This is a genomic window from Campylobacter concisus (genome assembly GCF_001891085.1).
GTDB lineage: Bacteria > Campylobacterota > Campylobacteria > Campylobacterales > Campylobacteraceae > Campylobacter_A > Campylobacter_A concisus_O.
Genome location: NZ_JXUP01000006.1, coordinates 81,844 through 101,664, shown reverse-complemented (window position 1 = coordinate 101,664; position 19,821 = coordinate 81,844). Strand labels below are relative to the sequence as shown.

The window sequence follows — 19,821 nt, the reverse complement described above, 5'->3', positions numbered from 1 at the left end:
CACTTTTCCTTAGGTTTTAAAATATTTTTAAAATACAAAAAATGTTTAATAGTCCAAAATTTAAGCCAAATTTTCTAAACTATTTCTAAAATTTCCTTGCGTTTTTGCCAATCAGGCATATAAAGCGTTAGATAGTCATAAAATTTCTTTGAGTGATTTGGATACAGCAGGTGAGCAAGCTCGTGAAATATGACGTACTCGATGCACGATTTTGGCTTTTTGATAAGCTCTATGTTTAAATTTATATATGATTTATAGGGGTTGCAACTCCCCCATCTCGTCTTCATCTGCCTTATCTTTACGCTTTTGATATCTTGTTTTACCATCTTGTTAAACTCTTGCAAGATATTAAAAAAATATAACATCGCCTTTTCATAGTACCACTCATAGACCAAATTTCTTTTTCGCTCTAGGTCGCTTTTATCTTTCACAAAGAGCCCCAGATAGCCTCTTTGCAACCTTACACGCTCCTCTTTAGACTGTACCACTTTAAGCCTATAGCTTCGTCCAAGATATTTAAAGTCCTCACCGCTTACGTACTCTTTTTGGCTCGTCTTAAACGAGGTAAAAAACGCACGCTTTTGTACTATCCATTTAGCTCTTTTTTTTATGATAAATTTTATATGCTCATTGCTTGCGGTTTTTGGCGCGGTTAGGATCGCTTCGCCATTTGGTCTAACTTTTAAGGTGATATTTTTCACCTCTTTTTTGATGATTTTTACCTCATTTAACATAAAAGCTTATCTCTATTCCACGGATAGTTTGGTAAATTTTCTCTTTCTCATCGATAGAAACGCCGTATTCGTCCTCTACCTCCCAAAGAGCGTCCTCCATAGCGCTTGTTATCTCATTTTCTACGTCTTTATTTTTGTGCCATTCTGGTTTTTTTGAAGCCTCTTCGTAAATTTCATAAAATTTCATGCTCAAATTTTTAGCGACCGTCTCTATATCCGCAAGCTCCACATCGCCCAAAATATCAAACAAATTATCATAAATAGCAAACAAAATTTTCTTACCATTAAATTCTTTTGGATATCTATCTTCATTTGGCTTTAAAGCACCTGTTATAAGGTCTTTTAGTAGTTTTGCTTTGGCAAGCTTTTCCTCTTCGCTTAGCCTTTTTGCTTTATACTCGTCGATGATATCTTGTATCTGCTGCGCTATTGATTTATAAAATGCTGGATTTGAGTCCATTTTCTCTTTTACTACCGCGCTTACGGCGCTGATGATCATATCAGCCTTTGCGTTTTTACCCTCAACCCTTTGCACCTCATCGTCAAATTCTGTCTCAAAGATATTTACGAGCTTCGTAAGCTTATTGACCCCTTGTGCATTTACGTAAGTATCGAGCAGCTTTTGCATCTGTGCTTCGTATTTGCCAAAGTCGCAAGCCTCGTGATACCTTAGTTGTACCGCCTTTCTTAGCTCGTTATAAAATTTAACTCTTTGCTTATAAGTTTTGATCTCCTCTTCACTTAAGATATCAGAAATTTTCTCACTTGAAAGCGCTAGTTTAAATGCCCTAGCAAACTGCGATAGCCACTCTTTAAAGTCATCTCGTTTTTGCGCGTCTTCTAAAACCGCCACGTAGCTTTCCAGATCGTCTTTAAATTTCACGCTGCTAAAAAGATCATCCAGATGAGTATAGTAAGTCTTAGCCTTTATTATCTCGCTTCTTACGTCTATCACGGCTCCAGTTATATCTTCTGGGTCAAAGCCACTTAGCGAAGCATAGCTAGTAAGCGCCTGATCAAGCTCACCTAAAAGCCCTCTATAGTCAATAATGTAGCCGTAGTCTTTCCCGTCATAAAGCCTATTTACTCTAGCTATGGCTTGGAGCAAATTATGCTCTTTTAGCTGTTTATCTATATAAAGCGTGCTTGCTCTTGGCGCGTCAAAGCCAGTTAAAAGCTTATCCACGACGATGAGCAAGTCTATCTCGTCGCCGTAAATAAATTCATCCTTCACATGCTTTAGATACGCTTCTTCGCTGCCGTAGCCCCTTATAGTCTCTTGCCACGCCTTTGCGACATACTCTTTATGACCGCCCTCAAGTTCCTCGTGCTCATTGCTTGATATCACATAAGCACTTTTTATCTCTCCAAATTCTTCAAATATCTGATGATATTTTATGGCGTCATATTTTCTTTGCGTTGCCAGCATCGCCTTAAAGCCACTTTTTTTCAAAGTCTTTTTGATGTGCTCATTTATATCCACAGCTATTAGCTCCAGCCTTTGCTCACTTGATGCCACACGCTCAAACCTCGCCCACTTTTGCTGCAAGTCCCTTTTAGCCTCATCGCCAAGCTCTCTTGATATGAGGTCAAATTTCCTAGTTAGCCCCTCAGGGTCTAGCACCTCTTGACCCACGTATCGCCCCTCGTAAAGTAGCGGCAACACAGCTCCGTCTTTTACCGCATCATCTATCGTATATCTATGAATTTCTCCGCCAAATTTGGCAAAGCTGTTTTTCTCGCGTTTTAAAAGTGGCGTGCCGGTAAATCCTATATAACAAGCAAGAGGCAACGCCTTTTTCATAGCCTTATGCAGGTCTCCACCTTGCGTGCGGTGGCTCTCATCCACTAGCACAAATATATCGCCATCTCTTATCACTACCTTTTGATTTTTCACCTTTTCAAATTTATGCACAAGCGTAGTTATCACGCTAACACCGCTTTGTAGCTTCTCTATCAGATCGCTTCCGCTACTTGCTCGCCCTGCTTTCACGTCCGTATTTTCAAAAGTCTCGTGTATCTGTCCGTCTAGATCTATCCTATCAGTTACGACGATGATCTTTGAGTTTATGTAAATTTGCTTTAAAAGCTTTGTTAGCATCACCATCGTGAGCGATTTGCCGCTTCCTTGCGTGTGCCAGATGAGTCCGCCCGCTCTTGCTCCGTCTTTTTTCGCCGATACCCTCTTTAGCGTCTCTTCGATAGCGAAAAACTGCTGATATCTGCAAACTTTTTTCATCCTTTTATCAAACACTATATAGTGCCTAACTAGCCTTAGCAGCCTATCTTTCGATAGTAGCGCAAAGAGTGTCATATCAAGCGCACTCACCTCTCTACCATTTATCACGCTCTTTAGGCTCTCTTTTGCTTTTACCTCGTCTTGTTCTTTCCACACGCTATAAAATTTAAACGGCGTTCCAGTTGTGCCGTATCTTGCCCCACTTCCATTTGCCGCGATGGTTAGCTGGATGTATTTAAAAAGGTGCGCTATCTCATCTTTGCCCTGCTCTTTTTCAAGCTGCTTTATGCCGTTTTCAAAGCTTACGCTTGATTTTTTAAGCTCGATCACGACTATTGGTATGCCGTTTATAAAAAGCACAAGATCAGGTCTTCTGTGTTTTTGTGCGTCGCTCTGGCTTACTCTGCTTACTTCAAATTCTTCCGTTACGCAAAAGTCGTTATTTTGCAAATTTTCAAAGTCTATAAATTTAAAAGAAAAGCTCCTCCTCGTCCCATCTTCTAAATTTTCTTCTAAACTGGTTCCAAGCAAGAGTAAATTTGTGATCCTTTCGTTTGCGACCATTAGCCCTTCGTTTAAAGATACCCCAGCTAGCTCATCAACCGCTTTCAAAACATTACTTTGGCTAAATTTATACCTCTTGCCCTTATACTCATAGCCATTTATCTCACCAAGCTTTTTGGTTAAAATTTCTCTAAACAAAATCTCGCTTGATTTACCGCCACGAAGCTTTAAATTTTCCTCTCTGCTTATAAATTTATAGCCCAAGCTTTGAAGTAAATTTATGCTGTTTTGCTGGATCTTATTTTCTGAAGTATCTGGGGTCATTTGGTATCCTTATTTGGCTAACTTCTCTTTAAAGATTTTTTTACAATTTCATTATTATCGTATTTATTAGTATTACTAATATCATTCAATAAAAACCTCAATGCCTCTTTAGTATCTTCATCTATCTCATCTTTTTTAAAGCGTATAACAGAGAAAAAATCATCATCTAACTTATCAAAATTCTTCTCCAGTAAATCCGCAGTATGCTCATTTTTATTTTGATTTAGTTTCGCTATTTTAGCCGTTCCAATATAATTTCCATTATTCCATATATAAAACGAGGTTTGATATCCGTGGTCATCCCATGAATATTTTTTTAAATATATTTTATTTGCCTTGTTAGTATCTTCTAATTTAAATCCTTCCGTTTTAAGAACACTTAAATAATATTGTTTATCCCTTGCTTGATTATTGGATTTTTGTATGTTTATTTCTGTAGTATTTTGCTTATTATATATTTGCAATTTTCCATTTGTTAAGTTTAAACTAATTCTATCTATCGTAGATTTTATAATAGCATCTATCTCCGATCCGTCAGTATAGTCAGCTTTAGCAATATAATTAACTCTATTTTGCTCCAAAAGAGTTTTGGCAGTTTCTTTATTTTCATCATAAACAGCAATTGAAGTTCCACCATTAGTTTTTAGTAACTTCATAGCTGGAACATCGGTTTCTCCATCACCTATATATATCATATTCTCAAATAAAATACGTCTTTCATTCTCTGGTATATATTTATTAATTAGTTTATTGTCCCAAGCGTTAAGAATTCCTTTGCTTATCCTGTATAAATATTGAGTTTTTGTCGTATAGTTAATTGCCAAAGCTGGCCAAGTCGGTTTGCCGTATTCATCATACATAAATGATGACGCATAAATATTTTTAAATTTATTCGCTATAGTCGTTCCATCGATCATTTCTTTGGTACCTGATGATACTATATAATGCTCAATCGATATCCCCTTTTGTGCAGCATAATCATTAATCCTTTCAAAAAACTCTTCCACACCGTTAAAGTATTTAACAGTTTTACCGTGTTTACTAAGCTCCTCTCTTGTAATTTTTGCACCAGCACCATCTGCTTTTTTCACAATCAAATACATATATGACAATATCTCATCCATATTGTTTTCTTCAGATAGTTCCTTTACTTTATTCCAAAAATCTTCTTTTTTTATACCTAGTGTTGTTGGTATAAAAGAATTTTCTTGTATATTTCCTCTTGCTAGTGTTCCGTCAAAATCATATGCGATTGCCATTATTACATTGCTTTTTTCACATAACATGTTCTTATTTCTCCTTTTAGTAGTTTTTGCATCAAGCCTTGTTTTTGTTTTTTCAAATTTTCAAGCTTTAAATTTAGTAAATTTATCTCATCATCGCAAGCCGTTAAAGCCTTTGCGACTTTTTGTTGCTCGTCTAAATTTGGAATTTTAATATTTAAATTTAATACCTCAGTTTTTGATATATTAAATCTTGTGCTACCTTGTGCTAATTTAAATATCTGTTTTCTAAAACAATCGCTTCTAAAATAGAATACGGCAAAACACGGGGATAAAATTTCAAAATTGTTTAACCTAAACCCGAAACAAAAACTATTTAAATACAAAATACCACATTTACTTAATAAAACAGAGCTTATCCCGACTTCGTTTGGGGTTTCTGATGAGGTCGTAAAAAATATATCTCCGAATTTAACCAAATTTTGCTCTTCATCTTCCATAATTTTTACTTTTTCAAAAATATTGATATCTATTTTAGGGTTATCAAAGATATTTTTGTACGTTATAAAATTTGAATTTCCATTTTGAAAATCTTCTGCAACTTTACCAATTAAGCCGTTATATGATTTTCCTATATTACCAAGCCTTATTTCTCGCCACTCGCCTTTGAACTCGGGAAAGCGGATCTTGGCTGTGAGTAAATTTTGCATAAGAGCTTTTTTAAACTGCTTTTTGCTTTCTATCAAATTTATAGTTAAATTTATAGCCTCATCCCAAGTAGATAAAATTTCCGCTATCTTTTTTTGCTCGTCTAACGGCGGGGTCAAAATTTTCAAAGAAAAAAAAGCATTATCTGTTATATTTATCCTATCATGCCTAGCGCCGTAGTTTGCTACACTTTTGACTTGATTTTGCCATACAATAGTTTTAAAAAAATATTCTAAAAATTTTGCCAATATCTCATCTTGAACAGTAAAAACCGTATACAACGGAGATACTATGCCCTTAGATAACATATTTCTATTAATTGGTCCAGTAGGGGCACTCTGTGAAATTCTTGGATTATAAACAAAATCGCCCAAATCAACAATGTAATAATCTTGTATATTTTCTTTATTTGCTATATCTTTATCAAAATATTCATTCTGTGCAACCAAACCATCAATGGCTGAATTTGACAAAACCAATTTAATTGAACTATTTCTATTTTTAAGAATAGATTTTTCAGCAACATCCCCAAGCCTCACGACCTTCCATCCGCTTGGTAAATTTTTAAATTCGCTCATAACCCAAGCTCCGCAAGATACTCGCTCATCTTGCTTTGAATGCTTTTTAGCTCGGCTTCTAGGCGTGAAATTTCTTTCTTTGTCGCCTCGATATCTACAATCTCTTCTTCTTCAAAGGTATCGACGTAGCGAGGGATGTTTAGGTTATAGTCGTTTTCTTTTATCTCGCTAAGGCTTGCTAGGTGGGAGTATTTTTCTATCTCGCTTCTGTTTTTATAGGTAGTGACTATCTTTTTTATATTTTGCTCACTTAGCGAGTTTTGGTTTTTGCTTTTTTCAAATTCCTTGCTAGCATCGATAAATAGCACATCTTCGTTTGAGCGGTTTTTCTTAAAAACAAGTATGCAAGCAGGGATGGTCGTGCCATAAAATAAATTTGCCGGTAGTCCGATGACGGCGTCAAGTAAATTTTCTTCGATTAGCTTTTGGCGGATCTTACCCTCATTTGCTCCGCGAAATAGCACTCCATGCGGAAGTACGACGCCCATTTTGCCGTTAGTACCCAAGCTTTTTATCATATGCACGACAAATGCGTAGTCACCCTTGCTCTTTGGCGGTAAAGCATAGCTAGCAAATCTCATAAAAGGATCGTTCACGGCAAAGTCGGCACCCCATTTATCAAGGCTAAAGGGGGGATTTGCCACGACTATGTCAAATGTCTTTATGAGGTTGTCTTGTAGGTGGAGTGGATTTCTGATCGTATCGCCCCACTCGATCACCGCATCGTTTATCTCGTGTAAGAACATATTCATCTTGCAAAGTGCGTGAGTTTGTCCGTTTTTCTCTTGTCCGTAAAGGCGGAAATTTTTGCTGCCGACCTCTTTTGAAGCCTTGATAAGAAGCGAGCCAGAGCCACAAGTAGGATCGTAGATCATATCGCCCTCTTTTGGCTCAACTAGTTTTGCAAGAAGCGTCGAAACCTCGCTTGGTGTGTAAAACTCTCCGCCTTTTTTGCCAGAGTCACTTGCAAAGTAAGCTATAAGATACTCATATGCGTCGCCTATTATGTCGTTGCCCTCAAGCATAGAAGGGCGAAGATCTAGCCTAGCGTCACTAAAATCATCGAGCAAATTTTTCAATATGGCGTTTCTCACTTTCGTGTCGCCGAGCTTGTTTTTGTTATTAAAGTCGATGCTTCTAAAGATGCCTTCAAGCTTGTCTTTATTGTCTTCTTCGATCTTTTCTAGCGTTTTGTTCATTATCTCGCCTAAATTTGCAGCCTCTTTGTGCGCCAAAAGATATTCAAAGGTGCAACTCTCATCAAGTTTAAATTTCTCTTTCTTTAGCTTTGCTTCGACCCTATCGCTCTTATCGCCGTATTCGGCTTTAAGCAATTCAAGCTTTTCTTTATAAAAATCAGATAGATACTTAACAAAAAGCATCGTTAAAACATAGTCTTTATAATCACTTCCGTCCATCGTGCCGCGAAATGTGTCGCAAGCCTTCCAAACGACGTTATTTATGATCTCTTGAGTGGTCTTTTGCATCTTAGTTCTCCTCTTTTATTAAATTTTCAAATATGCTTTTGTGGTATTTTTGCTTTTGAGCTGCTAAATTTTGCAAAATTTCGCTCTCCTCGCGAGCTAAATTTAGGTATTTTACTATCTTGTTTTGGGTTTGCAAATTTATGGCTGGTATTTTTATATTATTTATGCTTGCAATACCTATCATCGCTATTGTAGTGCCTGAAATATCTGGCGCAAGAGCTCTTTTAACGGCGCTACTGTTTAGATAATGCGCCACAAAACGCGGATCAAATATGTCGCTTTTAACCCTTATGCGAACCATCAAAGATGAGTAGATAAGATCGTCATAATCTTTGTCTATATAAACGGCGAAATTCGGCTCTCTAAGGCGCAGCAAGACATCGCCACGGCTTACTTTATACTCATCGCTTATTTTTTCGCTTGATATGAACTCATCGGCAAACGAGCCGTCAAAGAGTGCACTTTCGTTAAAGGACTTTAGCGAGACTACTTTATAGCGAAATTTCTCATCTACGTTTTTGTCTGCCTTTTTGCGGTTTAAAACTAGACCAGTTTTTATCTCAGACATATCGCCTATTTTTATCATTTTAAGATACTCCTTTCTGTATTATTTTAAAAATAATACTAATACTTTTATGAGCGAAGTATAACAAAAAAGATAAAAACTGACAATATATTTTTATATTATTTCTAAAATAATACATTAAATTGTCGGCTAAAATTTTAATCATTTTTTAGACATTAAATTTACAATATAAATTTTTATCTTATTAAAATTATCTCGCTTTTTAAACTTACTTTTGGTTATAATTACACCAAATTTGGTCGCAGTTGCGATTTACATTTGCATAAATTTATCTTCAACTACCATTTTTGCAAATTTCAAAAGTCAAATTTAACAAGTTTCGCGTGCCGAAAATATCAAATTTACATTTCTTAAATCCCAAAAGGAGATTTCATGGAATTAAAACAAACCGGTATATCACGCCGTGGCTTTTTAAAAGGTGCTTTAGCCACAGCTGCTGTTGCTACTCCGCAAACGATGCTAGCTGGCTTTACGCCCTTTAAGTCTGACTCGCTTCAGGTTTGGTCGTGTGGAGGCCTATCTGAAGCTTTTAACGAGCTAAATGCCATTTACGAGGCAAGAACAGGGCACAATATCCAATACACTGGTGCTTTTGCTGGTGCTCTTGGCAAGTCTCTTTTAGCACTTCAAAGTACGACAGAGCTCTTTGGAGCAAGGGTTTTAGAGCTTTCTAAAAAACTTCGCAAAGCTGGCCTTAGCCTCCACTTTAGGCCACTATGCTTTACCGACTACGTCCTAGTCGTGCCAAAAGGCAACCCTGCTGGCATTCGCGACTTAAAAGACCTTGCTGAGCCAGGAGTTAGAGTGATGCTGCCTCTTAGATCATCGCCTCCTGGCAGTGGCCCAGTCAAAGGGATCTTAAAAAACTCAAACCTAACTGATGCGGTGATGAAAAACATGGTCGCAAACGGATCATGCGTCATAAATATGATGTGCGAGCTAGTTGATGGCAAGGGCGACGCTTCGATCATCGAAAAACGCCTAACAACGCACGATAGATTCAAAGACAAGATCGAGTACATGCCCATCGATGAAAAGCTCATCCCGCCTGGACCGCTCACTTTTACACTAAATATAATGAAATATGTAAAAGATGAAAGGCTCGCAAATGACTTTGCAGACTTTGTTTGCGGCACCGAGGGGCAAGAAATTTTTGAAAAACATGGCTTTACCTCAATTTATTCAGCGCGTGGGCTAGAGCTTATAGAAAGGTTTGGTGTAAAAGATGTGTAGTAGCTGTAATAGCGCATGCTCTAATAGCAGTGCATGCGGCAATGTAAATTTAAAAAAGAGAAGCAAAAACTCTCCCACAACAAAGATAAGACGCCTAGTGCAGCTCATCTTTATAGCAGGCATCGGACAATGGGCGTATTATGGCATTTTTAGATGCCCTTTTGTAGTGCCATTTGTAAATTGCCAAAACTGCCCTATCATCACCTGTTGGGGGCGGATCACATCGCTGTTTTTTGGATTTTGGCTATTTATCCCAGCGCTTGTCATCCTCTTTGGTAGAGCATTTTGTGGCTGGGTCTGTCCAGCTGGCTTTGTCAATCAAATGCTTGGCAAATTTGCCTTTTTCAAGCTAAAAATTCGCAGCAAAAAGCTAATAATCGCTCAAATAGGCATGCTAGCTACCATAGCAATCAGCCTTTGGGTCTATTTCATCTGGGACAATCCACGCATGATGATACCTATAAGAACGAGCGATGAGTATTTAACTGCCGTCACTTTGTCACTTCGCTTTGGCGAATGGGAGTGGGTCACTCGCACAGTGATCATCATCTCAGTCATGCTAGCCTCGCTGATCGTAGCTAACCTTTGGTGTCGTTTCGTCTGTCCATCAGGCGGCGTGCTTGAAATTTTGCGTAGATTTTCAATATTTCGCATCTATAAAACAAGTGCCTGTGACGACTGCGACGCATGCTTGCGCAAGTGCGAGATGGGGACAAGACCTGATGAGATAAACTGCACAAACTGTGGAGACTGTCTAAATGTCTGCCATGCAAATGCCATTAAATTTGGAAGGAAAAAGAGCTAATGATTTTTCGCACTAAGGCTGATCTAGACAGCCACCCATGCTTTAACAAAAAGGCCTCCGCTAACTACGGACGCGTGCATCTACCAGTTGCCCCACACTGCAACATCCAGTGCAACTTCTGCAACCGCATATATGACTGCGCTAATGAAAACCGCCCTGGTGTAACAGCAAAGGTGCAAACTCCAGATGAATCAGTGAAATTTTTAGAAAAGCTCTTTAAATTTAGACAAGACATATCCGTCATCGGCATCGCTGGACCTGGCGATCCGATGTGTGACGCTGACAAGACGCTAGCGACCTTTGAAAAGTGTAAGTCCCACTTCCCAAATGTCCTGCTATGCCTCTCAACTAATGGCTTAGCACTGCCTGAGCACGTTGATGAGATCGTGCACCTTGGCGTGAGCCACGTGACAGTGACTGTTAATGCCGTGACGCCAGATGTTGGCTCGAAGGTCTATTCGTGGGTGAGGTATGAAAATAAAAACTACTACGGCGAGGAGGCTGCTAGGATACTGCTAGCGCGCCAAGACGAGGGTATCCGCAAGCTAAAAGAGGCTGGTATGCTAGTAAAGATAAACACCGTCGTCATCCCTGGGGTCAATATGGACCACATCCAAAGCATCTCGGCAAAGGCAAAGCAGTGGGGAGCTGACATAATGAACTGCATGGCGATGATACCGGTGCATGATACGCCTTTTGAAAATTTAAAATCCCCTTCAAGTGATGAGATCCACCGCATCCGCAGATCAATAGGTAGTGACATAAATCAAATGTCACATTGCAGTAGGTGTCGCGCTGATGCATGCGGAAAGCTTGGCGAAAGATAGCGATAAAAGGCACTGAATTTAGTGCCTTTTTTGGTTTTTGCTTGTAGCTCGTGGATTATGCGCCTTCGGCTCGTGGCTTTGTAAATTTTGTTAGATATCAAAGTTATAAAAAGGCATTGAGAAGTGCAGTTAATTCGCAGTTAGAGCAAGCTTTACTCAAAAACAAAATGGCGAAAATTTCTTTACGTTACTTTGCAAAACATCTTTTTACAAGCTCTTTTAAAAGCCATTTAAATGGGCTTTAAATCATACGTCTTAATGCTTTACCTACTATATAGACCTCAACCGCTACTATCTTCATCTATCTCGTAACTTTGATAGTCTTTGTTGATGCTTATGATATGAGTATGCCCTAAGAGCTCTTTTTGAAGCAACCTAACCATGAAATTTCTGTAAAAGTTTATGACTTTAACTTTGTTTTAAAATATAGACGCCGTTTTATGCGGCGTTTAAATTTATACTCGTATTTATTTGCTATTTCATAAATTTTGTCTTAGCAAACTGCCTAAATTTTCACTTGCTTTAAATTTACAAGCTCAAATTCTACCCAAAATTCGCTTCCAGCTCCAGCTTCACTTTTTACTCCAAGCTTTGCGCCGTGAATTTTAGCGATATTTGTAGCTATAGCAAGTCCTAGTCCGCTACCTGTGTTTAGGCTCTTGTTTCTTGAGCTATCAGCTTGATAAAATTTATTCCAGATTAGCTCGATATCTTTTTTAGAGATACCGACACCATCGTCTTTTACAGACAAAAGTGCATGCATTTTTGTGAGGGTTAAATTTAGCTCGATCTTAGCTTCTGCAAATTTTAGTGCGTTGCTTAAAAAGTTATCCACTAGCCTTGATATCATCGGCTCATTGCCAAGGATTTGGACATCTGGCGCTATATCACGGCTAAATTTTAGCCCCTTTGCGCTTGCTAGCTTTTCATAGTCGGTAGCTAAATTTTGCAAGATAGAGCTTAAATTTATATCTTTTAGCTCCAAATTTCTGCCAGCTTCGAGCCTTGAGAGCTCCAAAATTTGATCTATCAGCGAGGTTATCTTTCTTGACTGCCTAGAGATGACCTCCAGCGACTCCTTAGCCTCATCCAAATTTTGTGAGTAGTTTTTAGCGTAGTCGCTCTCAGCCATGATGACAGATAGCGGTGTTCGTAGCTCGTGCGAAACGTCTGAGGTGAGCTGTTTTTCGCTTTGATAGACCTTTTCGAGGGAGTCAAGCATCTGGTTAAAAACGCTTGCAAGTGCGTGCAGCTCGTCTTTGCCAGCAGGCAGATCTATGCGCTTTGAAAAGTCCCGGCTACTACCTATCTCAAGCGCGGTTTTAGACATTGTAGCGACTGGTTTCATCGCGTTTTTTATCGTTTTGTAGCCGCCGTAAAGCACAAAAATAAACAAAACCGGCACAAAAACGCCAAGCGCTAGTAAAAATAGCCCCTCTTTTTTAAAAAATTTCTCCGCATTTATCACGCCTCTGACCCAGACCCCTTTGCCTCTAGCTGCGATATCGTAGTAGTAAAAGCGGTTTTCGCCATTTTCAAAAAGGCGCACTGCACCGCTATTCATTTTAAGTGAAATTTGAAAGTGTTTTGGCGCTAGACCACCGATCACATCGCCTTTTGCATTATATTTTATAAAAAATATCCCATCATCGTATGGCTCAAACTCATCCATATCATTGGCTATTTTGGTGACTGATTTGGCTAGCTTTTTTTGGCTCACGTCCTCAAAAACCTCATCCGCCACGACCGCCGAGATGGCAATGAGAGCCGCCACGATAACGATGATAAAAAACGAGTACCAAAGCGTTACGCGCGCGGTTATCGGGATGTTTGCAAGCGCTTGCTTAACCCTTAACAACATAGCCAAGCCCTCTTTTAGTCTGGATCACCTCACACTCGCCAAGCTTTTTTCTTATGTTTTTTATAAGCACGTCGATGACGTTTGAGCCGCCCGTGTAGTCAAAGTCCCAGACGTGCTCTTTGATCTGGTCGCGAGTTAAAATTCTACCCTTGTTTAGCATCAAAAACTCTAAAATTTCATACTCTTTGCCAGTTAGCTCGACCTGCTCGCCACTAAATTCGACTGACTTTTTAGAAAGGTCGATCTTTAGCTCGCCTGCGCAAATTTCACTAGCCACGTTGCCGCTATTTCGGCGAATGAGCGTGCGCACTCTAGCTAGCAGCTCCTTAAAGTCAAATGGCTTGACCAAGTAGTCATCTGCACCCGCGTCAAGCCCCTTTACAACGTCATCCACATCGTCCTTTGCCGTTAGTATCAACACAGGGGTCACTAGCTTTGCGGCGCGCGATCTTTGCAAAAATGTAAGTCCGTCCATCACCGGCATCATAAGATCAAGCACGATGAGATCATAGTGCGCCACAGCGGTAAAGTCCATCGCCTCCTCGCCGTTAAACGCGCTATCGACGCTATATCCGTTTTTCTTTAGGTGCCTTGTGATGATGCTATTTAGGTCTATTTCGTCCTCTACGACTAAAATTTTCATCCCTGCCTTACCTGCCTCACTTGGTTTTGCCAGCTATTTTATCAAATTTGGCTTTTTATTTTTAGATTTAAAATTTCGCCATTTGCTGCGCCTATCTTGAAATCATATAAAAAGCCCTTATTTTTAGCCCTTGCATCATAAAAATACTCCGCTCCAAGCGTGCCAAAGCTTTGTTTTTAGACGGTCAATGATAAGCTCTTTAACTCTTTCTGGTGTGATGCAAGCCAGCCCTTCAAATTTGGCCTGCTCTTCATTTATCTTTGATAGTTCCGCTCTTTGCACCTCGTCTTTTAGGCAGTTTGTGGCGTTTGATAGCCACACTCCAGCCTTGCTAGCGCAGATGAGCGCATCTGACGTAATTTGAAGCGAAAGTTCAAGCGCTTTTTTAAAGAAATTTTTAGCTTTGTATTTTGAGGTAGCTTGACTTAAAATTTTTGTGCTATTGCTTGCTTCAATAGGATTTTTATCCAAATTTTCAGGGGTTTGCTCGCTTTTTCTTAAATTTTCGTAAATATTTTTATTAGCAGCATTTTTACTTAAATTTTCTCTCTCGTTTTCGCTTAAATTTTTATTCAAATTTCTCTCTAAACTCTGCTTACTAACTTTCTCGTTTAAATTTTGATCTAAATTTTCACTCATCTTTTTTACCTTTATAAAATTTAACGCCCAAAAAGGGCATTAGATCACTTTGTGTAATTATCGATTATTTCGCCAGTTTGAGCGTTTATGATCACTTTTTTCTCGCTCCTGTCGCGCTTAAGCTCTACTTTGTATATCCAAGCACCATTTTTATTATCAAGGTCTGCCTCATCAAGACTCCAGCCAGCTTCAAGCGCTTGAGCTTTGGCCACAGCCTCGTCGATGCTAAGAGCAAATTTCGAAAAATCTACCACTTCGATCGGCAAGATATGTTTTTTATTTTTATTCTCCATTTTAACGATCTGACCGCTATTGGCATCGATCTTGATATCTTGTTTGACACCATCTTTAAAAGACTCTATCTTATAAAATGTCACGCCATTTTTGACGTCTATCTCTATATCTTTGACGCTTGAGCCTGGGAAGTTTTTCTCAGCTATATTTAAAGCGTCTTTTGACGTGATGGCTGCTTGCAAACTTGTTGCTCCTAAAACTACCGCTAAAACTGCTGTACCTAATACATTTTTCATTTTTGATCCTTTTATTTTTAATTTCCAACTCTTGTTTGGATGAGCACATTATAAAAGCCTTAAATGAAGCTAGAATGAATAAAGGAAATTTATTTTGATCACAAATAAAACGATACACTTTGAAATAATAAATAAAACTGAGGGGAAATAAAAGAGAAAATTACAAAAATAAGAAAACTTAAAGTTCTTAAAACATCGTTAAAATCGGGGTTTTAAAGTAATTTTTGAAGATAAATGGCTCCGGATGCTGGGTTCAAAAATATATAATTCTTAAATACTCCAAAATACTCTATAAATCCCTAAAATACGCCATTTAATAGCTTAAGCATATTCTAAGTTACACTAAAATATCATACATTTTTACAAATTTCGGGAATAAATAGGGAACAAATTTAGGGGGTATTGTGGCAGGAAAGCTTAAAAATTACAACTCTGCTTTTGGAGTCAATAAATATCCCGGAATTTTCTTTAATAATCTAGCTAACGGCGACGTAGTTTTTTATATGAGAGTTACGATTGAAGGCAGAAAAGCCAACATAAAAATCGGATCAAAATCCGAAGGCGTAAATATAACCTACGCATATAATAAAAAGAAAGAATTCGACGCCAAACAAAGAAACGGCGAATTGCCGGATAGCATAACCAAGAAAATAATAGCCAAGAACAACAAAAACTCGCTTAAATTTGACGATATCGCAGATGCCTTTTTTAGTTTTAAACTAGAAAAAGAACCGGGTAACGCTACCAATATAAAAGAGCAAAGGCGAGATTATGAAATTTACCATAAGGATAAATTAGGAAGTCTAGCTACGATGCAGATAACTCCAGAGATGATAAACGAACATCATAAAGATATTTCTCAAATAATCTCGCCTAAAACCAAACGAAAGCTGTCGCAATCTAGAATAAACGCCATAATGGGTATAGTTAGGACGATTTTTAACCACGCTATAAAAAATGACCTTATTGATCATATTAACCCATATAAGATAGAGCTAAAAAAGCCGAACAACAAGCGAGAAAGATTTTTAGAGCTTATAGAGATAGAGCTTTTGCGAAATGAAGTAGCAAGTAAAGAAGACTTTGCATTAGAACTATTTGTGGAGCTAGCTTTATCCACGGGAGCTAGACTAGAGGGAATTTTAAATATCAAGAAAAAAGATTTGTCGCTATCTACTAAGTCTGTTACCATAAGCGATTTTAAGACAAAGAGCACGTACACGGGATTTTTAAGTAAAAGAGCACTAGAAAAGATAAATCAAATTTATACCACCCTATCCCCGAACGACTTTTTGGTAAATAAACCAAAAGCTACCGTTCAAAACGTCTTACAGCCGCTACTTAATAAGCTTTTTAATCAAAATTTAGATATAAGCGATGCTACTAATAGAGTAGTTATCCATACGCTTAGACATACATTCGCTTCGCATCTTGCTATAAAGGGCACTCCGATAATAACGATAAAAAAGCTAATGAACCATTCAGACATAAACCATACTCTAAGATACGCTAAACTAATGCCCGACAGCGGAAGAGAGATGGTGGAATCTTTGTATGAGTAGGTTTTTATACAAGTTACTTATTCGGCGACAAATGCGTAAAACAAACTGCATTTTATATCATGTATGGTATAATACGGCTTAGTTACACAGAAGGATTGCGATGTGGAGCGTAGAATTTGCAAGCGAAGCCATAAAAGACGAGTTCTTGGAGCTGCCGACCGGTCTCAGGCAAAGAGGTTATAAAATGTTCGAGCTCTTAGAGGCTAGGGGCAATACCTTAGGGGAGCCATACACCAAAAGCCTAAAGGACGGACTATTTGAGATACGTATAAAGTCGGATGAAGGAATAGCTAGAAGCATATATTGTTATGAAATCGGCAAAAAAATAATAATCCTACTAACTTTTGTTAAAAAAACGCAAAAAACGCCAAAAAGCATACTAAATTTGGCGGAACAAAGATTAAAGGAGTTTAAAGATGGAAACCGTTAATTTTAGAGAAGTTTTAAAAGAAGAGCTAAAAAATCCGGAATTTAAAGCGCAATACGATGCGCTGGAGGACGAATATAAAGCCATAGAAGCTTTAATAGACGCCAGAAGTGAGGCCGGGCTAACTCAAAGCGAGGTAGCTAAAAGGATGGGCATAACCCAATCAGCCGTAGCTAGGATAGAAAGCGGAGCGTATAATATCAAGTATAAAACATTCTTTAACTACATAAAAGCTTGCGGTAAAAGAGTGGCGATAGTTTGAGTGAGATTAATTATCTAATAAATGCCCAAACTAATACAGGATAAAAAATATTAAGCTTTGTCGGTTCTCAAGGCGGGGTTCTTGCGAATATGATAGCTAGGATTTGGAAAAATAAGGCTCTTATAACATGGACATATTTAAAACGCAACTAAATCGAGGTTTTAACACTACTACAAAAACAAATACGGCTATATTATAGCGATGCTTGTTTTATCAAATAATCTTAACCCCCCCCCGCACAAAATACTCTTCTTTTTGATTCTTATTTCTTGCTCAAAAAACAATCTCTACTTTAATCTTTATTTATGCTATAAAAAACTAACAACATCTTAATTTTGAAAATTTGTGCTAAAATATCAAATAAAAAATAAAAGTAAATTTCCATATAAATCAAAATTTACTTTAACTTAATAAAAAACAATCGCTTCTAATTCTATCATACAGTCTTAGAATTTGATATAATTTATCAGAATATCAAGAATAAACAACCCCTACATAGGACAATATGTTAATACTTACTTAGCAAACTCGAATGAGTTTGCTGTAAGGTCTTGGCAGACGGCCTATATTTTTCTTTGGCCGAGCAAAAGAAAAATATAAAAACTTAGACGAAACTTTATCGCTCGAAAATGATTTCTCGCCGATAAAATGTCTAAGTTTTCATATACTGTCGGTACGTTTGAGTTATGCAAGGGCTATATAACAGTAAAATACAACTTGACAAAAATTATTTTTTGATTCGACTCTATAACATAAATTTTCTTTTCTATCCTATATCAGGCTACAAATTATATTTATAATTTTTCAACATTTAACCTATATACAGCAAGTTATGTGCGATCCAATTCTAGCCTTATACTATATTTTACTATTCTTTTATTTCTTATACAAATGATAGATAATGATAAAATCGTAGCCAAAAAATATCTTAAGAAATATGCTAAATTTGCATATATAAATTATCATAAAATACCGATAAAAACGCGCTAAAATACGTTTAAGTTTTTGCTTGATTTAAGCAAGATTTCACTACAATCAAATCTCAAATTTAGATTTTCAAGCTATCATTTCGCAAAAATTAAGGAAAATCATGCAACCGATTTTTACGACGCAAATCACCAAATTTAAAGGCGCGCAAAAAAGCGTCGTTGATGATATTTTGGTGCGCGAGATCAAGCTTGAGATCTACATAAACGGCAATCGTTTCGGCGCACTCATGGCGACTCCGACCGATCAGGAGGCACTAGCTGCGGGCTATCTCATCAGCGAAAATTTGATCGCAAGCCCTGAGGATATCGAGAGTATAAAGCTTTCAGGCGACGCTTTAAGCGTGCGGGTAAAGGCTAAAATCAACGAAAAACGCCTCGAGCAGTTTGACGAGGAAAAAGTGATAATCAGCGGCTGCGGGCGCAGCTCGACGGCAAACATCGACCCTGAGGCTATTGCAGCGCGCTCCATAAAGGCCGACGTAAAATTTCACAAAGACGAAATTTTGCGCCAGATGGGGCAGTTTTACACGCAGTGCGAGCTTTACGAGATGACGGGCTGCGTGCACACGGCTAAGCTTTTCGTGAGCGGAGAGCAGTTTTACATCGGCGAGGATATTGCTCAGCACAACACCATAGACAAAGCCGTCGGCAAAGCTATACTAGCCGGTGCGCAGCTACAAAATTCGTTTTTGATGGTGAGCGGCAGGCTAAGCTCAGAAATGGTAGCAAAAGCGGTCATGCACGGCATCCCCGTGCTCGTCTCGCGCACGGCTCCCACTAGCCTTGGCGTCGTGATAGCGCGTAAATTTAACCTCACGCTGTGCGGCTTCGCGCGCGGCGAAAACATAAACGTATATAGCGGCGCGGAGAGAATCTATGAGTGAGCAAATCCGCGAACTGATCGAAAAACTATTAAATCCAAAGGGCAGGCTAGACTGCGGAGCGGCGTTTAAGATCGCCTCAAAGCTAGGCGTAGAGATCGGCGAGGTTAGCGACGAGGCCGAAAAAATGGGCGTAAAGATAGATAACTGCGAGCTGGGGCAGTTTGGCGGACTGGAAAACGGACGCGGCAAATACACCGTGATGACGCAGCTAAAACAGATGATCGACGAAAAGGGCAGAATACTGTGCAAAGACGCTAGAGACGCGGCTGCTGGCGTGGGGCTAAAGACGATCCGCTCGACGCTAAAAGACTATAAAATCGACGTAAAATACTGCCAGCTGAGGTGTTTTAAGGAGAAGAAAGGAAAAAAGATGAGAGTAAAAACCAAAACATGGATAGAAAACGACGAGGGCGAGCTGATCTTCGGTAAGGGCAAAACCGAAGTCCTAGACGTCATCGCCGAGGTCGGCTCGATCTCAAAGGCCGCCGAAATCCTAGGAATGAACTATAAAAAATGCTGGACTCATCTGCAAATTTTGCAAAAAAATCTAAAAGAGGAGCTTTTTACGACTAGGCAAGGCGGCGGCGAAAATGCCGGTACGACACTAAACGAACGCGCGCATGAGCTGATAAACGCCTATAGGCAGCTACAAAACGATATCGAGGATTTTGCGGATAAGCGCTTTAAGGAGCTATTTTTGAAAAAAGACGGCGAGAAAAAGGACTCGACCAAAGACGACGCAAAAGATAAAAAGAAATAAAACCACATCAAATTTA

18 protein-coding genes are annotated in these 19,821 nt (G+C 38.7%); 8 read left to right on the top strand and 10 right to left on the bottom strand.

Features of this window, described 5'->3' with window-relative positions:
- Positions 1–74 precede the first annotated feature (74 nt).
- The 6 genes from TH67_RS05830 to TH67_RS05805 are packed head-to-tail and all read right to left on the bottom strand — an operon-like array spanning position 75 to position 8,383.
- Positions 75–734, bottom strand: coding sequence for a M48 family metallopeptidase (locus TH67_RS05830; protein ID WP_072594768.1), 660 nt, complete (start codon positions 732–734; stop codon positions 75–77).
- Positions 724–3,801 carry a type I restriction endonuclease subunit R gene (locus TH67_RS05825; RefSeq protein WP_072594767.1) on the bottom strand — a complete coding sequence of 1,026 codons (3,078 nt, stop codon included), beginning with the start codon at positions 3,799–3,801 and terminating at the stop codon, positions 724–726. The genes TH67_RS05830 and TH67_RS05825 overlap by 11 nt, the downstream gene beginning before the upstream one ends.
- A gap of 17 nt (positions 3,802–3,818) precedes the next feature.
- Complete coding sequence (locus TH67_RS05820) at positions 3,819–5,060, bottom strand: haloacid dehalogenase-like hydrolase (protein ID WP_219334525.1); 1,242 nt, start codon at positions 5,058–5,060, stop codon at positions 3,819–3,821.
- A 2-nt stretch (positions 5,061–5,062) separates the two neighbouring features.
- Positions 5,063–6,310 carry a restriction endonuclease subunit S gene (locus TH67_RS05815; protein ID WP_072594765.1) on the bottom strand — a complete coding sequence of 416 codons (1,248 nt, stop codon included), beginning with the start codon at positions 6,308–6,310 and terminating at the stop codon, positions 5,063–5,065.
- Positions 6,307–7,797, bottom strand: coding sequence for a type I restriction-modification system subunit M (locus TH67_RS05810; protein WP_072594764.1), 1,491 nt, complete (start codon positions 7,795–7,797; stop codon positions 6,307–6,309). Before TH67_RS05810 ends, TH67_RS05815 begins: the two co-directional genes overlap by 4 nt.
- Before the next feature lies 1 nt (position 7,798).
- Complete coding sequence (locus tag TH67_RS05805) at positions 7,799–8,383, bottom strand: restriction endonuclease subunit S (RefSeq protein ID WP_072594763.1); 585 nt, start codon at positions 8,381–8,383, stop codon at positions 7,799–7,801.
- Between the two features lie 372 nt (positions 8,384–8,755).
- On the opposite strand from TH67_RS05805, the gene TH67_RS05800 reads away from it, so the two are divergent.
- Genes TH67_RS05800 through nifB form a run of 3 tightly spaced genes read left to right on the top strand, consistent with a single transcriptional unit; the run spans position 8,756 to position 11,248 of the window.
- Entirely contained in the window at positions 8,756–9,616 is an 861-nt protein-coding gene (locus tag TH67_RS05800; RefSeq protein ID WP_021090879.1) for a substrate-binding domain-containing protein, read from the top strand.
- Positions 9,609–10,421 carry a 4Fe-4S binding protein gene (locus TH67_RS05795; protein WP_072594762.1) on the top strand — a complete coding sequence of 271 codons (813 nt, stop codon included), beginning with the start codon at positions 9,609–9,611 and terminating at the stop codon, positions 10,419–10,421. Before TH67_RS05800 ends, TH67_RS05795 begins: the two co-directional genes overlap by 8 nt.
- Entirely contained in the window at positions 10,421–11,248 is an 828-nt protein-coding gene (nifB, locus tag TH67_RS05790) for a nitrogenase cofactor biosynthesis protein NifB (RefSeq protein ID WP_072594761.1), read from the top strand. Before TH67_RS05795 ends, nifB begins: the two co-directional genes overlap by 1 nt.
- Positions 11,249–11,753: 505 nt before the next feature.
- Here the strand turns inward: nifB and TH67_RS05785 are convergent.
- The 4 genes from TH67_RS05785 to TH67_RS05770 form a co-directional block, all read right to left on the bottom strand.
- On the bottom strand, positions 11,754–13,109 hold the full coding sequence (locus TH67_RS05785) for a sensor histidine kinase (RefSeq protein WP_072594760.1): 1,356 nt from the start codon (positions 13,107–13,109) through the stop codon (positions 11,754–11,756).
- The gene (locus tag TH67_RS05780) at positions 13,093–13,752 is read right to left on the bottom strand and encodes a response regulator transcription factor (protein ID WP_072594759.1); all 660 of its coding nucleotides are present in this window, start codon (positions 13,750–13,752) and stop codon (positions 13,093–13,095) included. Before TH67_RS05780 ends, TH67_RS05785 begins: the two co-directional genes overlap by 17 nt.
- 135 nt (positions 13,753–13,887) lie before the next feature.
- Positions 13,888–14,391 carry a hypothetical protein gene (locus TH67_RS05775; RefSeq protein WP_257638047.1) on the bottom strand — a complete coding sequence of 168 codons (504 nt, stop codon included), beginning with the start codon at positions 14,389–14,391 and terminating at the stop codon, positions 13,888–13,890.
- 44 nt (positions 14,392–14,435) lie between these two features.
- Positions 14,436–14,921: a PepSY domain-containing protein gene (locus TH67_RS05770; protein ID WP_072594758.1), complete on the bottom strand. Its 486-nt coding sequence runs from the start codon at positions 14,919–14,921 to the stop codon at positions 14,436–14,438.
- 404 nt (positions 14,922–15,325) lie between these two features.
- On the opposite strand from TH67_RS05770, the gene TH67_RS05765 reads away from it, so the two are divergent.
- The 5 genes from TH67_RS05765 (at position 15,326) to TH67_RS05740 (ending at position 19,805) form a co-directional block, all read left to right on the top strand.
- Entirely contained in the window at positions 15,326–16,483 is a 1,158-nt protein-coding gene (locus TH67_RS05765; RefSeq protein WP_072594757.1) for a tyrosine-type recombinase/integrase, read from the top strand.
- 100 nt (positions 16,484–16,583) lie between these two features.
- Positions 16,584–16,913, top strand: a complete 330-nt coding sequence (locus TH67_RS05760; protein WP_072594756.1) for a type II toxin-antitoxin system RelE/ParE family toxin — start codon at positions 16,584–16,586, stop codon at positions 16,911–16,913.
- Positions 16,900–17,172 carry a helix-turn-helix domain-containing protein gene (locus TH67_RS05755; protein ID WP_072594755.1) on the top strand — a complete coding sequence of 91 codons (273 nt, stop codon included), beginning with the start codon at positions 16,900–16,902 and terminating at the stop codon, positions 17,170–17,172. Before TH67_RS05760 ends, TH67_RS05755 begins: the two co-directional genes overlap by 14 nt.
- A 1,090-nt stretch (positions 17,173–18,262) precedes the next feature.
- On the top strand, positions 18,263–19,045 hold the full coding sequence (fdhD, locus tag TH67_RS05745; protein WP_072594754.1) for a formate dehydrogenase accessory sulfurtransferase FdhD: 783 nt from the start codon (positions 18,263–18,265) through the stop codon (positions 19,043–19,045).
- Positions 19,038–19,805, top strand: coding sequence for a winged helix-turn-helix domain-containing protein (locus TH67_RS05740; protein ID WP_072594753.1), 768 nt, complete (start codon positions 19,038–19,040; stop codon positions 19,803–19,805). The genes fdhD and TH67_RS05740 overlap by 8 nt, the downstream gene beginning before the upstream one ends.
- Positions 19,806–19,821 lie beyond the last annotated feature (16 nt).